The 15,259-nt window shown below is 73.8% G+C and carries 11 protein-coding genes; 7 read left to right on the top strand and 4 right to left on the bottom strand.

What is annotated here, in order from left to right:
• Positions 1–86: 86 nt before the first annotated feature.
• The 6 genes from Sm713_RS15230 (at position 87) to Sm713_RS15205 (ending at position 10,001) form a co-directional block, all read left to right on the top strand.
• Entirely contained in the window at positions 87–1,016 is a 930-nt protein-coding gene (locus Sm713_RS15230) for a glutamate ABC transporter substrate-binding protein (RefSeq protein WP_249416601.1), read from the top strand.
• Between the two features lie 225 nt (positions 1,017–1,241).
• Entirely contained in the window at positions 1,242–2,546 is a 1,305-nt protein-coding gene (locus tag Sm713_RS15225) for a hypothetical protein (protein ID WP_212910156.1), read from the top strand.
• Positions 2,543–5,242, top strand: a complete 2,700-nt coding sequence (locus Sm713_RS15220; RefSeq protein ID WP_212910155.1) for a serine/threonine-protein kinase — start codon at positions 2,543–2,545, stop codon at positions 5,240–5,242. The genes Sm713_RS15225 and Sm713_RS15220 overlap by 4 nt, the downstream gene beginning before the upstream one ends.
• 2 nt (positions 5,243–5,244) lie before the next feature.
• Positions 5,245–6,942 (top strand): protein phosphatase 2C domain-containing protein, encoded by a 1,698-nt coding sequence (locus Sm713_RS15215; RefSeq protein ID WP_212910154.1) that lies wholly within the window; start codon positions 5,245–5,247, stop codon positions 6,940–6,942.
• Positions 6,943–7,049: 107 nt separating this feature from the next.
• Complete coding sequence (locus Sm713_RS15210; RefSeq protein WP_212910153.1) at positions 7,050–8,399, top strand: VWA domain-containing protein; 1,350 nt, start codon at positions 7,050–7,052, stop codon at positions 8,397–8,399.
• Between the two features lie 369 nt (positions 8,400–8,768).
• A complete protein-coding gene (locus Sm713_RS15205; protein ID WP_212910152.1) occupies positions 8,769–10,001 on the top strand; it encodes an FHA domain-containing protein in 1,233 nt (410 codons plus the stop codon).
• Positions 10,002–10,488: 487 nt separating this feature from the next.
• On the opposite strand, the gene Sm713_RS15200 is transcribed toward Sm713_RS15205, so the two are convergent.
• Positions 10,489–11,493, bottom strand: coding sequence for a methyltransferase domain-containing protein (locus Sm713_RS15200; RefSeq protein WP_212910151.1), 1,005 nt, complete (start codon positions 11,491–11,493; stop codon positions 10,489–10,491).
• A 135-nt stretch (positions 11,494–11,628) separates the two neighbouring features.
• On the opposite strand from Sm713_RS15200, the gene Sm713_RS15195 reads away from it, so the two are divergent.
• A complete protein-coding gene (locus Sm713_RS15195; RefSeq protein ID WP_212910150.1) occupies positions 11,629–12,042 on the top strand; it encodes a globin in 414 nt (137 codons plus the stop codon).
• Between the two features lie 119 nt (positions 12,043–12,161).
• Here the strand turns inward: Sm713_RS15195 and Sm713_RS15190 are convergent, their stop codons facing one another.
• From Sm713_RS15190 to ettA, 3 genes are read right to left on the bottom strand one after another with little or no spacing between them, the layout of a single operon-like run.
• Positions 12,162–12,950 (bottom strand): hypothetical protein, encoded by a 789-nt coding sequence (locus Sm713_RS15190; protein ID WP_212910149.1) that lies wholly within the window; start codon positions 12,948–12,950, stop codon positions 12,162–12,164.
• Entirely contained in the window at positions 12,947–13,462 is a 516-nt protein-coding gene (locus Sm713_RS15185) for a thioesterase family protein (RefSeq protein WP_212910148.1), read from the bottom strand. Before Sm713_RS15185 ends, Sm713_RS15190 begins: the two co-directional genes overlap by 4 nt.
• A 15-nt stretch (positions 13,463–13,477) precedes the next feature.
• Complete coding sequence (gene ettA, locus Sm713_RS15180) at positions 13,478–15,142, bottom strand: energy-dependent translational throttle protein EttA (protein WP_212910147.1); 1,665 nt, start codon at positions 15,140–15,142, stop codon at positions 13,478–13,480.
• Between the last annotated feature and the right edge of the window lie 117 nt (positions 15,143–15,259).

Raw genomic sequence — 15,259 nt, 5'->3', positions numbered from 1 at the left:
GGCGCCCCGCGGCGCACCCGGTCGGCCTGCTGAACGGCGCGCGCCGGACGGCGGCCCGGCTGCGCGGCTGGGGCGGGGTGGCCGCGATGGCGGTGGCCTGCGTGCTGACGGCCGCCCTCACCCTCCTGCCGCTGGCGCACGTCCAGGACCTGGTGGCCACCGAGGACGCCGGGGGCCCGGGCGTGGCGCACACGCAGCGCGCGGCCTCCGCGTCGTGCGACCACCCGGAGGCCAGCCTGCGCCCGTCGGCCGCCGACGGGCCGACGATCGACGCGATCAAGAAGAAGGGCTACCTCGTCGCCGGCATCGACGTGAGCAGCTACCGCTGGGGCTACCGGGATCCGAACAAGATCGGCAACAGCGACCCGGAGGGCTTCGACATAGACCTCGTCCACGAGATCGCCCGGCAGCTCCTGGGAGATCCCGACGCCGTGCAGTACCGCGCCGTGCCCACCAGCCAGCGCGTCGACGCGATCAAGCGGGGCGACGTCGACATCGTGGTGCGCACGATGACCATCAACTGCGAGCGCGCCAAGGACGTGGCGTTCTCCACGGCCTACTTCGAGACCGGGCAGCAGTTGCTGGCCCCCAAGAACTCCGGCATCACCGGCTACAACGACACGCTCAAGGGCAAGCGGGTCTGCTCGGCGGACGGCTCCACGGCCCTCAGCGAGCTCAGGCGCGAGTCCTTCGGTGCCGATATCTCCACCACGGTGCCCAACCAACTCGACTGCCTGGTCCGGCTCCAGCTCGGCGAGGCCGACGCCATAGTGACCGACAGCGCGCTCGCCGCGGGCCAGGCCGCGCAGGACCCCACGATCGAGATCAAGGGGGCCCCGTTCACGGAGGAGTTCTACGGCGTGGCGATGAAGAAGGGCGCGGACGACCTGGTCCGCCGGGTCAACCGGATCCTCGACGACTACCGCAAGAGCGGCTGGCGGAAGTCCTACGACACATGGCTCCGCGACGACCTGGGCGCCACGTCGGGGCCCCCGAAGCCGAGGTACGTCACATGAGCGGGGACCGGGGTCCGTCCCACGGCAGATGGGAGGGCACGTGACGGAGCCTCCTCCACTGCCTGAACGGCGTGGGAGGTACCCCCAGTAGGCGCGGAGTCGAGGCGGGACACGCGGCCCGAGGAGGGCCGGGGGCCGAGGAGTCCGGGCGGAGGCTGAAACGCCGCCGCCCTGGGCAGGAACCGTGAGCAGCCACCGGGCAGGACGAGAGCGGAGAGGTGATCGATGGGCGTCGCGGGGCCCCCTGGGTCGGTGATGGACCGGGACGAGGTGGACCGTGCGCTGGCGCGGCTCGGCGCGGAGCACGAGGCGATCGAGACCTCGCTCTTCGCCCTCCAGGACCACGCCGGCCGCAGGCTCCTCGAAGGTGCCGAGCTGACCGGTGTAACGCGCGAGCGCTGGGCGGCGGCGGAGGCTTCCATCACGCTGCTGTGGACCTGCTTCGACTCCTACACGGACGCCCTGCGCGCGGCACGCGACATGCGCGCGCGGCGGCGCTGGCCGAACCGTGAGGACCTGGTCGAGCTGACGGAGCTGCTGCGCGGTGACAGCGTCGCCGTCCCCGGCTCCGCGAGCGCGGAGGGCCCGGCCCGGCTGAGCGAGCTGCTCTCCCTCCAGACGCTGGTGACGCGGATGAACGACCTGTACGCGGCCTCGCTGGACCTGGTCGTGGCGGCCGACGCGGTGTGGTCCGCGCTGCCCGCCCGTATCGACCTGCTCTCCGCGGAGCTCCAGCGCACCCGGCAGCTCGCGCACTCCGTGGGCGTGCGCCCCGGGGAGCATCCCGCCGGCGACGACCTGGAGCGCATCACGCGCGCGCTGACCTCCCTGCGGGAGCAGGTGGTCTCCGATCCGCTCGCCTTCTGGCGGCCCTCGGCCACCGGCAGCTCCGCGCCGGGCGGCGGGCGGCCCGACACCGAGCGGTACGACCGCGAGGCCAGGGCCCTGGAGGACGTCCGCCGGGAGATCGACGCGGTGCTGACGGTCCGCCAGGACGCCGAGGCCCGGCTGGTGAACCTCCGGGACATCCTCTCCCGAGCGGACCGCACCCTCGCCGAGGCGCGTCTCGCGCGCGGGGAGGTGCTGGCGAAGATCGCGGCGTCCGAGGTGCCCGCGGTCTCGGGCCCGCCGACCGCCCTCCAGGAGCAGCTGGCCGCGGCAGCCGAGTACCGCAGGAACGGCCAGTGGCACCGCCTCTCCCCGCTGCTGGAGTCCCTGGAGGAGAAGGCCGAGGACGAGCTGCTGCGGGCCCGCGAGTCGCTCACCGCGGTCACCGCGCCGCTCGCGGTCCGCGCGGAGCTGCGCGGCCGCCTCGACGCGTACAAGGCGAAGATCGCCCAGCACGGCATGGCGGAGGACCCGCTGCTCGTCGAGCGCTACGACGCGGCGCGCCGGATGCTGTGGAGCGCTCCGTGCGACCTGCGCGCCGCGGAGGCCTCGGTGCTGCGCTACCAGCACGCGGCCGCCGAGGCGCTCTCCAGCCGGGTCCCCGAGCAGGGCGGGCCCGCATCCGCCAGGGGGGACGCATGAGCGGTGGGGCCTGCCAGCGGCCGGACTGCTCCGGCGCCTACGAGGACGTGGGCGGCGGGGAGCTGTACTGCGACACCTGCGGTCTGGCGCCGGTGGTGTCGGCCAACGGCATGGTGGGGTCCTCGCCGACCGGCATCGCGGGGCAGCCCAGGGGCGGCGGCGAGGGTCCTTCGAGCGGCTCGACGGCAGACGGGTCGGGCGGGTCGTCCGCTTCGGCGCACTCGGCCCGCTCAGCGCGTTCCGGCACGGGACGGTCCGCCCGCTCGGCGACCTCCCGTAGATCGGTCTCGGGGCGCCTGTCGCGGTCGCTGACCGGGGACACGACGGCCCGTTCGGTGTCGGTGCGCAGCTCCGGCTCCGGTGCCGGCGGCTCGGCGCGCGGCAGGCTGGGCGCGGGCCTGGTGGCGGTTCCGGAGGTGCCGCGGCCCGACCCGCGCGCGATGGTGCTCGAACGCCCCGAGGTGCCGGAGCGCAAGCGGTTCTGCTCGCGCACGGACTGCGGTGCCCCGGTGGGCCGGCCGCGCGGCGAGCGCCCGGGGCGCACGGAGGGGTTCTGCACCAAGTGCGGGCACCCGTACTCGTTCGTTCCGAAGCTCCAGCCCGGCGACATCGTGCACGGCCAGTACGAGGTGGCGGGCTGCCTGGCGCACGGCGGCCTCGGCTGGATCTACCTCGCGGTGGACCGGGCCGTATCCGACCGCTGGGTGGTGCTCAAGGGCCTGCTGGACACCGGCGACCAGGACGCGATGGCCGCCGCGATCTCCGAGCGGCGGTTCCTGGCGGAGATCGAGCACTCCAACATCGTGCGGATCTACAACTTCGTCGAGCACCTGGACCAGCGCACCGGCTCCATGGACGGCTACATCGTCATGGAGTACGTCGGCGGCAAGTCGCTCAAGGAGATCGCCAACGGCCGGCGCACCACGGACGGCAGGCGCGATCCGCTCCCCGTCGAGCAGGCCTGCGCCTACGGCATCGAGACCCTGGAAGCCCTCGGCCACCTGCACAGCCGCAACCTTCTGTACTGCGACTTCAAGGTCGACAACGCCATCCAGACGGAGGACCAGCTCAAGCTGATCGACATGGGCGCGGTACGGCGGATGGACGACGAGGAGTCGGCCATCTTCGGCACGGTCGGCTACCAGGCCCCCGAGGTCGCCGAGGTGGGCCCGTCGGTCGCCTCCGACCTGTACACGGTCGCGCGCACCCTCGCCGTCCTCACGTTCGACTTCCAGGGCTACACCAACGTCTTCGTGGACTCCCTCCCGGACCCGGACAACATCGACGTCTTCCGCGACTACGAGTCCTTCTACCGCCTGCTGGTGCGCGCCACCGACCCGGACCCGGCCCGCAGGTTCGCCTCCGCGGAGGAGATGGCGGAGCAGCTCACGGGCGTGCTGCGGGAGGTCGTCGCGTTGCAGACCGGCCGGCCGCGGCCCGCGCTGTCCACGCTCTTCGGGCCCGAGTTGAAGGTCACCGACACCGAGCTCTTCAAGGAGGCCTCGCCCGAGGTGTCCCGGTTCGGCCTGCGCCCGCTGCCCGCGCCGCGCAGGAGCGCGGCCGTGGCGTCCGTGGCCGGCACCGCCGCGGTGGCAGCGGGCCCGGCGCCCGGCGGCGCGCCCGCCCTGGCACCGGTCACCGGCGCCCAGGCCCAGGAGGCCCTCGCGGCCGGGCTGCCGCCGGCGCCACCGCCGCCCACGCCCCTGGCGGGGCCTTCGGGTTCGGGACCGGTCTCCCTCGGCAGCGCCATCGCCGGCGCCGCCGCGCTGGCCCTGCCGATCCCCCGGGTCGACGCGAACGACCCGAACGCCGGCTTCCTGGCCGGACTCATCGCGTCCGCCCCCAGCGAGCTGATCAGCGCGCTGCGCACCGCCCCCGCGGGCTCCCTGGAGCTGCGCCTGCGCGAGCTGCGCGCCCGTCTGGAGATGGGGGAACTGGCCTCCGCCGCGGCCGCCCTGGACGCCCTGGAGCGCGACCACGCGAGCGACTGGCGCGTCGTCTGGTACCAGGGCGTGGTGGCGCTGGCGACCGGCGACCACGCCCGCGCGGCGCTCTCCTTCGACGCCGTCTACGACGCCTTCCCCGGCGAGCCCGCGCCCAAGATCGCCCTGGGCATCTGCGCGGAGGTGCTCGGCCAGCTCGACAACGCCGCCGAGTACTACCGGCTGGTGTGGACGACCGACCCGAGCTACGTCAGCGCGGCGTTCGGCCTCGCCCGGGTGCGGTTCGCGGCCGGCGACCGCAGCGGGGCCGTGCGCACGCTGGAGTCCGTGCCGGAGTCGTCGATCCACTACACGGCCGCCCGGGTGGCCGCGGTCCGGGCCAGGCTCCGGCACCGGCTCGGGGCACCGCACGACGCGCCCGGCGGCGACCCCTCGTTCCTGGCGGACCTGACGGCGGCGGCCGGCCAGGTGGAATCCCTGGTGGCGTTCGGTCTCGACGCGGTCCGCAGAGAACTGCTGTCGACCGAGGTTCTGGGGACGGCCCTCGACTGGGTACTCTCCGGTAGCCAAGGTTCCGCCCCGCCCCGCGGTGGCGGAAGACCCGTGCTGCTCGGCAGCGAACTGGACGAGCGTGGCCTGCGTTTGGGCCTGGAACGCTCGTACCGGACGCTCGCCCGGCTCACGGACAGCCGCAAGGAGCGGATCGAACTGGTGGAGCGGGCCAACCGCCTCCGCCCCCGGACGTTGGTGTGAACATGTCGCAGATGCCCCAGTCGGCCGCCGGGTCGAGCTGCCCCAACCCGGCCTGTGAGGAACCGGTCGAGTCGGGCGATCGCTTCTGCGGCGGGTGCGGGCTCGACCTGTCCGCGCTGTGGGCGGCGGCCGACCGGCCCACCCTGGCGGTGGGCGGCGTGCCCGCCGAGCGGGGGTCCGCGGCGGGGGGTTCCGGCGCGACGCGGGGTGCCGCGGCGCAGGGTTCCGCGGGTTCGGCTCACCCCGGGCCCGCCCGGCCCGCGCCGTATCCGGCCGTCCCGTCACCCTCGGTGGACGGGTACGCAGGCCGGGCCGAGCACGGCGCCGACGGGGAGCCGGCACCGGGCGTCGACGGGTTCTGGGCGGCGGCCCCCGCGGCTTCGGGCCACTCCACCGGTCCCGACGGCGCCTCCGCGGCGTCCGTCGAGTGGCCCGCGGCGCCCGGCACCGAGGGTTCGGAGCCCCCCGCGCCGGTGCACCTGCCGAGCGACCTGCCCGGCACCGACTCGCAGGGCGACCAGCTCCCGATGGGGAACGGCTTGGCGGCCCACCCCGCCGTCCCGGGGCAGTCCCCCGTGCCGTCGCCCCCGCCCGCCGCCGCGGCCTGGCCCGCGTCGCCACCGGCCCCCGCCGCCGAGCCGGACGACTACGAACTGGCCGCGCCGCAGCCGCCCGCCGGATCGGCCGGGATGGTCCGGGACGATCCGCCCGCCGTGGGTGCCGCGGGCGTGCCGGCGGATCCGCGCACCGTCGAGGACGACACGCTGTCCACGCCCCTGCCGGACGTCCGGCTCTGCGTCTTCTGCGCCGCGGGCCGGATCGACCGGGACGACTACTGCGAGAACTGCGGCAAGGCCCAGCCCCGCGAGCGCGACCACATCGAGCAGGAGCTCGCCACGGTGGCCGCCGTCAGCGACCGCGGCCTCAGGCACCACCGCAACGAGGACGCGTTCGCGGTGTCGTCGACCGTGCTCCAGGACGGCGCGCCGGCCGTGCTCGCCGTCGTCTGCGACGGTGTGTCGTCGGCGACCCGTCCGGACGACGCCTCCATCACCGCGTCCCGTACCGCCACCCAGTCGCTGCTCGCGGCGCTGCCCCGCGGCACGCACCCCCAGCAGGCCATGCACGAGGCGATCATCGCCGCGGCGGACGCCGTCAACGCCCTGGCCGAAGAGCCCGCGACGCTCCGCGAGCAGGGCCCGAACCAGAACGCCCCGGCCTGCACGCTGGTCGGCGCGATCGTCGCGAAGGACCTCCTGATCGTCGGCTGGGTCGGCGACAGCCGCGCGTACTGGGTGCCGGTGGACCGCAGCGCGCCCCCGGCCCGGCTCACCGAGGACGACTCCTGGGCGGCCCAGATGGTCGCCACCGGGCTGATGAACGAGGCCGAGGCCTACGCCGACGAGCGCGCCCACGCCATCACGGGCTGGCTCGGCGCCGACGCCTACGAGCTGGAGCCGCACACCGCCGCCTTCAAGCCCGACCGGCCGGGCGTGGTCGTGGTGTGCACGGACGGCCTGTGGAACTACGCGGAGGCGGCCGGCGACATGGCGTCCGTCCTGCCGCCGGACGCCGCGCAGCGCCCGCTGGCCGCAGCCCAGGTCCTGGTCGGCCACGCCCTCGACGGCGGCGGCCACGACAACGTAACAGTGGCCGTACTGCCGTTCCCGGCTCCGGCGCCAGGGGCAGGATCGGCCTGAGGGGGGCCGGGGCGCCCGCCGCCGGCGCGGGTCCCGGCCATGGTCACAGCCGGCGAGGAGAGAGGGAACCCACCCGCCGTGGGCAAGCCTGAGGGGGAGCGGATGCCATGGCCAGATTCTCCAAGACCGACGTCCCGCAGTTCGCGGTCGACGTCTACCAGAACGAGTACCTGCCCGACGGCGGCCGCGAGGTCAACGCCATCGTGACGGTCACCGCGACCGGCGGCGGCACCTCGGGCGCGCAGCTTGCCGGCGCGGGGCGGGTACCGGACGCGGCGGTGGCCGTCATGGTGGACTGCTCGGGTTCGATGGACTACCCGCCGACCAAGATGCGGGGCGCCAGGGAGGCGACGGCCGCCGCCGTCGACACCCTGCGCGACGGCGTCCACTTCGCGGTGATCGGCGGTACGCACAAGGCCACGGAGGTCTATCCGGGCGCGGGCCGGCTCGCCGTCGCCGACGCGGAGACCAGGGAGCAGGCCAAGCAGGCGCTGCGGAAGCTCACCGCCGGCGGCGGCACCGCGATCGGCACCTGGCTGCGGCTCGCGGAGCGGCTGCTGTCGACCGCGGACGTCGGCATCCGGCACGGCATCCTGCTCACCGACGGCCGCAACGAACACGAGTCCGGCGACGAGCTGCGCGCCGCCCTGGAGACCTGCGCGGGCCACTTCACCTGCGACGCGCGCGGCGTCGGCACGGACTGGGAGGTCAAGGAGGTCACCGGCATCGCCTCGGCGCTGCTCGGCAGCGCCGACATCGTCGCCGACCCGTCAGGGCTCGCCGAGGACTTCACCCGGATGATGGAGACGGCCATGGGCAAGGAGGTCGCGGACGTCTCGCTGCGGCTGTGGACCCCCGTGGGCGCCGAGGTGGTGTTCGTCAAGCAGGTCGCGCCGGCGGTCGAGGAGCTGACCGCCCGGCGCACCGACGCGTCCCCGCGCGCGGGCGACTATCCGACCGGCTCGTGGGGCGACGAGTCCCGCGACTACCACGTCTGCGTGCGGGTGCCCGCCGCGGGCGTCGGGCAGGAGATGCTCGCCGCCCGCGCGGCCCTGGTGATCCCGGAGGACGGCGGCACGGTGCGGACGCTGGCGCAGGGCCTGGTCCGCGCGGTGTGGACGGACGACCTGGCCGCCTCCACCTCGATCAACGCGCAGGTCGCCCACTACACCGGCCAGGCCGAGCTGGCGCAGGTCATCCGGGAGGGCCTGGACGCCCGCAAGGCGGGGGACGACTACGGCGCGACGGCCAAGCTGGGCCGGGCCGTTCAGCTAGCGGGCTCCCTGGGGAACGAGGACACCGCCAAGCTGCTGGCCAAGGTGGTCGACGTGGTGGATGTCGCGGCGGGTACTGTGCGTCTGAAGGCACGGGTCGCGGATGCGGACGAAATGACCCTGGAGACGAGGTCGACGAAGACGGTCCGCGTGAAGAAGTCGGCGAGGAAGCCGGCACCGTAGGAGCAGTCCACGTAGAGCCGTCACCGTAGGAACCGTCACCGTAGGAGCCGTCACCGTAGGAGCCGCAGCGAGGTTGAGGAGGCCAGAGGAGCCGCCCCGGTCACGAATGGTGGGGGTCCCGCAGAACTCCGGGACACGGAAGTTGCGTCATATGCTTCAGGGCTGTCGCGCCGTCGCTGTCGCGGCACCGCAGGATCGTCCCTGGTGGATGTCCGGGATTCCCAACGGGGACGGCACGTCATCATGCCGAAACCGGCCTCGCGCCAGGGGTGCGCAAGGCAGACTCGGACGACAGCAGGCTCAAGGACGAACCGGAACGTCCTGACTCGCCGGCCACCGGGCCGGAGAAGGAGAGGGGGAAGCGCCACCATGCTGACCTGCCCGAACGGACACCAGTCGCGCTCCGAGGACTGGTGCGAGGTCTGCGGTCACCGCATGGCCAACTCCGTGCCCCCGCCTCCCCCGCCCCCGAGCGCGTACGGCTACCCGCAGGCCCCCGGACCCTCCGGTCCCGGCGCGGGGCAGAGAGAGACGGAGCTCTGCCCGCAGTGCCACACGCCGCGCGAGGGGGGCGCGCCGTTCTGCGAGGAGTGCCGCTGGAACTTCCTGACGAACACGGCGACCTCCTACACCCCCGCGGCCCCGCGCAACATGCCGAACACCGGCGGCCCCGGCCAGGGCCCCGGCGGCGCACCGCCGATGCACTTCCAGCAGTCGCCGCCGGCCGGGCGGGAGCCGTACGAGTACCAGAGCTCGCGGCCCTCGCAGGTGAACCGCCCCGCTGAGCCCCTGAGCCCCGGCCAGGGGTCGTTCGGCGGCGACGGGGGCGGCCAGGCGCCCCCGCCCCGGGGCCCGGGCGGTCCCGGGGCGCCGAGCGCAGGCGGTGCCCCCGCCGCGTTCCAGCAGCAGCCCGGCGGCACGCCACCCCCGCCGTCCGTCTTCCCGCAGGAGAACGGCCAGGTACCCGGCCCGCCCCCGCCTCCGCCCGCGCGCGGCGACGACGACTGGGTGATCTCGCCGCCCGCGCACCCCGCGCCCACGGCAGGCGGCCCGATGGCGCCGCCGGCCCCCGGTGACCAGTCCCAGCCCGGCCCGCCCGGCTACCGGCAGCCCGGCCCCCCGCCGCCCGGTGTCGGCGGTCCTGGCGGTCCCGGCGGTCCCGGTATGCCGGGCGCGCCCGGAGGCTACGCCCCGCCCACCAGCTGGACGATCACGATCGGTCCGGACCGCGAGTACTTCATGGCGATGATGCAGCGCTCGGGTCCCGAGGCGGCGGGCCTCAACCTCCCGGCGTACTCGCCGGAGCAGCAGCGCCCGCTGACCGGCGAGCGCGTCACCATCGGCCGCCGCCGGCACTCCACCGGCGACACCCCGGACATCGACCTCTCGGTCCCCCCGGAGGACCCGGGCGTATCGCACCAGCACGCGATGCTCGTGAAGCAGCCCGACGGCTCCTGGTCGGTCGTCGACCAGAACTCCACCAACGGAACGACGGTCAACGGCGCCGAGGACCCCATCCAGCCCTTCGTCCCCGTCCCCCTCCAGGACGGCGACCGGGTCCACGTCGGAGCGTGGACGACGATCACGATCCGCCGCGGCTAGGCGCCCCGTAAGGGACGCAGGGAACCGCGAGCCAAGCCGGAGGGCTGGCTGGGGGCAGCCCTATAAGGGGCGCGGGGAACTGCGCAAAAAGCCCCCACCGGCCGGTGGAAAAAAGCGAAACAGCAAGAACCACCCACCCATAAGGGGTGCGGGGAACTGCGCAAAAAGCCCCCACCGGCCGCCGGAAAGAAACGAAACAGCAAGGGGCAGAGCCCCATAAGGGGCGCGGGAACTGCGCAAAAGGCCCCCACCGCCCGGTGGCCGAAAACGAGCCGAGCCCCCTCGCAGCCCCGGGCCCACCGCAGGCGAGCGGTGGAGCCCGGGGCGCACAGCCCCAACACCCCGGAACACCACCCACGCCGGGGAAGCCGTCAGGGCCGGGAACGGCACCCCACGCCGGAACGGCCCCCCAGCCCGGGACGGCACCCCAGCCGGGGGAAAGACGACGTCGTGGGGACCGCCCACAACGAGGCCCGCCCCACGAGGGTCAAAGCTCCCAACCGTACCCGTACGGCCCCCGCGGCGCGTCCAACCACACCCACGCCCGCTCACCGTCAACGGTGATCCCGTACCGCTCACGCCCCGGATGCCCCTCCCGGTCCCACACCCGCAGCGCCTCCCGCGGACCGAGCCGCCCCTCCGTCAGCACCAGCAGGAACCGGAACGAGTCGTCCTCCAGCGCCCCGCGCGGCAGCCGGCCCGCCGAAGGAGGCGCGGGCGACCGCCGCCCGGCCCCGCGCGAGCTGCCGCGCAACGGCACGAAGTACGCGGGCGAGGGCAGGAAGCGCCCCTCCGCCCGGTCGGGCCCCTGCGCCTCCAGCGCGACGAGGCCCGTGGCGAACGGCGTGAGGATCCGTGCGCCGGGCCGGCACTGCGCGAGCCAGGGCCGCGGCAGGTCGTCCAGCGTGCAGGTGGCGATGATCCGGTCGTAGGGGGCGCGCTCGGGGCAGCCGCGCGTGCCGTCGCCGGTGACGACGGCCGGACGGTATCCCGCCGCGGCGAGGTGGTCGCGCGCGGAGTCGGTGATCTCGGGGTCGAGGTCCACCGTGGTGACCTGCTCGTCGCCGAGCCGGTGCGCCAGCAACGCCGCGTTGTAGCCGGTGCCGGCGCCGATCTCCAGGACCGTGTGCCCCTCGTCGAGGCGCAGGTCGGCGAGCATGCGTGCCATCAGGGACGGCTGGCTGCTGGACGAGAGCAGTTCGCCGTCCCGCACCCGGGTGGCCAGCGCGCTGTCCTGGTACGCGCCGCGCAGCCACCCGGCCCGCCGCCCGGGGTCCGGGTCCTCGCCCCACAGCCGCTCGTAGCCGCCCTCGGCGCTCTCGGAGCCCACGTAGTAGTAGGGCACGAAGAGGTGCCGGGGCACCTCCGCGAACGCCGCGCGCAGGGCCGGATCGTCGTCGAAGGCTCCGCCGGCCGCGATCTGCCGCACCAGCGCAGCCCGCGCGGCGACGGCCAGGCCTTCGAGGCCGTCGTCGAGGGCGTAGGAGGTCATGTCTCCACTGTGCTGCGGGCCCGCCGCGGACGCGAGCCCCGGGGCCCGGGCCGGGGCCGGGGCGGGGCCGCGGCCGGGGTGCGACCGGTCTCCGTGGCCCCCGGGCCCGCCAACCGCGGCGTGCGGTCTGAGACCATGGACGGCGTGAATGAGATTCCGCGCGGCACGCTTCAGGAGCAGTCCTTCTACGAGCAGGTCGGGGGCGAGGAGACCTTCCGGCGCCTGGTGCACCGCTTCTATCAGGGCGTCGCCGAGGACCCGTTGCTGCGGCCGATGTACCCGGAGGAGGATCTCGGCCCTGCGGAGGAGCGCCTCACGCTCTTCCTGATCCAGTACTGGGGCGGCCCGACGACGTACAGCGAGCAGCGGGGCCACCCGCGGCTGCGGATGCGGCACGCCCCGTTCGCGGTGAACCGCGACGCCCACGACGCCTGGCTCAGGCACATGCGGGACGCCGTCGACGAACTGGGTCTGAGCGAGGAGCACGAGGCCACGCTCTGGAAGTACCTCACCTACGCGGCCGCCTCCATGGTGAACACGGCCGGCTGACGTCCGAGAGGTCCCTGCTGCCGGCCGAACCCGGCCCGGCACCGAAGCCGCCCGGCACCGGTCCCGGCGCACGCACCGATCCGGTGCAAGCCCCCGCCGACGGGCGGCGCCCCCGCTCCCTAGGCCGGTGTCACGCTGAGTGCCGGGGTGCCCGCCTTGCGGACCGCCACGGAACCGTACGGCGTGCGCAGCCGCAGCCACGCGCCCGTGGCGAGCAGCGTGACGGCCGGTCCGGCGTCGTTCCCGGTACCGAGGTCGTTCCCCGTGCCGGGCAGGTCGGGGCCCTGGTCGGCGGGGCCCTCGCCGGGAGTGCCGCCGTCGCCGTGCCCGCCGGGGGCCGGCCCCGGCAGGAACCCCAGTGCCTGCGCCGCGTGTGCCGCGCGCACCGGGAGATCCGTGTCACCGACCGGCCGGGACCAGATGTCCTCACCGATCCTGTCGAGCTCCGTACGGGTCCGCCGGTCCTCGCCCAGCTCCTCCGTGCGCGCCCGGAACTCCGCGATCACTCCGGCGACCAGCCTCCGCAGCGCCCGTGGTGCGGGCAGCCCCGGCTGCGGCCGCCAGCCCCCGCGGGGCGGGAGGAGGCCGGCCCAGGGCGGCCCGGTGACCGGCTCGGGCACGACGGCCGTCGCCGCCCGCTCGTCGATGGACTCCAGCAGGTCGCCGGCGGAGACGGTGACGTCCAGGGCCTCGTCGAGCCCGTGCTCGTACGGCTTGGCGAGCCGGGCCGTGCGGATGGCCAGGACCTCGAAGGACGGGGGCCGGCCGAAGACCGCGAGGGCCGTACCGGAGGCCTGGATGCGGACGGCCGCCGCCCGGTCGTAGCGGAGCAGCCGCCCCAGGAAGGCGGCGAGGTCGGCCGCCTCCCCCGGGTCGGTGAACTGCACCGTCTGGCGCCCGGCGGTCATACGACGAGTGCCCCTGAGGAAGCGGAGCCCGCGCCGCCCCGGGAGCCACCGCGACGGGAGCCCTCACGCCCGGCGGGCACCTGGCCCTCCTCGCGGAACCCCTCCAGGAAGGCCTGCTCCTCGTCGGTGATCCGCCGCGGCCGCTGCGCCTTGAGGTCGTAGGGCACCACGAGGGTCTTGGCACGCGCGTACACCGTGCCGGTCACGGAGCCGTTGTCCTCGCTGTCCTTGATCTCGTACGCGATGGTGACCGACGCGGCTGTGATGCCGGCCACCCACGACTCGATGATCACCGGCTCGTGCCGGTGCACCAGCGGCCGCAGGTAGTCGATCTCGTGGCGGGCCACGACGGACCCGCCGGAGAACGACGCCGAGCCGTCCTCCCGCGCCAGCCGGAACATGAGGTCGATGCGCGCCTCTTCCAGGTACCTCAGGAAGACGACGTTGTTGACGTGCCCGAAGGCGTCCATGTCCGACCAGCGCAGGGAACAGCGGTAGACGTGCCGAGCCACAGCTTCCGCCCGCCCTCAGCCCCGGGTGAGCTTCTTGTAGGTGGCGCGGTGCGGACGCGCGGCGTCCGGCCCGAGCCGCTCGATCTTGTTCTTCTCGTAGGACTCGAAGTTCCCCTCGAACCAGAACCACTTGGAGTCGCCCTCGTACGCGAGGATGTGCGTCGCCACGCGGTCCAGGAACCACCGGTCGTGGGAGACGACGACGGCGCAGCCGGGGAAGTCCAGCAGCGCGTTCTCCAGGGAGGAGAGCGTCTCCACGTCCAGGTCGTTGGTGGGCTCGTCGAGGAGCAGCAGGTTGCCGCCCTGCTTGAGGGTGAGCGCCAGGTTCAGGCGGTTGCGCTCACCGCCGGAGAGCACGCCGGCGGGCTTCTGCTGGTCCGGTCCCTTGAAGCCGAAGGCGCTCACGTACGCGCGCGAGGGCATCTCGACCTGGCCGACGTTGATGTAGTCCAGCTCGTCCGAGACGACCGCCCAGAGCGTCTTCTTCGGGTCGATGTTGGCGCGGTTCTGGTCGACGTAGGAGATCTTGACGGTGTCGCCGACCTTGATCGTGCCGGAGTCGGCGGCCTCCAGGCCCTGGATCATCTTGAACAGGGTGGTCTTGCCCGCGCCGTTCGGGCCGATGACGCCCACGATGCCGTTGCGCGGCAGCGTGAAGGAGAGGTCCTCGATGAGCACCTTGTCGCCGAAGGCCTTGTTCAGCTTCTCGATCTCGACGACGACGTTGCCGAGCCGGGGACCCGGCGGGATCTGGATCTCCTCGAAGTCCAGCTTCCGCATCTTCTCGGCCTCGGCGGCCATCTCCTCGTAGCGGGCGAGGCGGGCCTTGGACTTCGCCTGGCGGCCCTTGGCGTTGGAGCGGACCCAGTCCAGCTCCTCCTTCAGCCGCTTGGCGCGCTTGGCGTCCTTCTGTCCCTCGACCTTGAGGCGCGTCTGCTTGGTCTCCAGGTACTTGGAGTAGTTGCCCTCGTACCCGTGCAGCCGGCCGCGGTCGACCTCGCAGATCCACCCGGCGACGTTGTCCAGGAAGTACCTGTCGTGCGTGACGGCCACGACGGTGCCCGCGTACTTGGCGAGGTGCTGCTCCAGCCAGGTCACGGACTCGGCGTCGAGGTGGTTGGTGGGCTCGTCGAGGAGCAGCAGGTCGGGCTGCTCCAGCAGCAGCTTGCAGAGCGCGACACGGCGCTTCTCACCGCCGGAGAGGTTGGCCACGGGCCAGTCGCCGGGCGGGCAGCCCAGCGCGTCCATGGCCTGCTCCAGCTGGGCGTCCAGGTCCCACGCGCCCGCGTGGTCCAGGTCCTCCTGGAGCTTGCCCATCTCCTCCATCAGCGCGTCGGTGTACTCGGTCGCCATCTGCTCGGCGATCTCGTTGAACCGGTCGAGCTTGCCCTTGATGCCGGCGACGCCCTCCTGCACGTTCTCCAGGACGGTCTTCTCGTCGTTGAGCGTCGGCTCCTGCAACAGGATGCCGACGGTGTAGCCGGGGGAGAGGAACGCGTCGCCGTTGGACGGCTGCTCCAGACCGGCCATGATCTTCAGGACGGTGGACTTGCCCGCGCCGTTCGGCCCGACGACCCCGATCTTCGCGCCGGGCAGGAAGCTCAGGGTGACGTCGTCGAGGATCACCTTGTCGCCGTGCGCCTTGCGCGCCTTGCGCATGGTGTAAATGAACTCAGCCAAAAGAAACCGTCCGAGCTTGAGCCTGCATTGTCCGTGTCGATGGCTGTCGAATGTCGCCGTCGACTCCGCCGCATGAGGGCAGACACACCCATCTTGCCGTACGGCGGGCCCCCCGAG

This window comes from Streptomyces sp. TS71-3, assembly GCF_018327685.1.
Taxonomy (GTDB): domain Bacteria; phylum Actinomycetota; class Actinomycetes; order Streptomycetales; family Streptomycetaceae; genus Streptomyces.
This window is presented reverse-complemented; position numbering and strand designations above follow the sequence as displayed.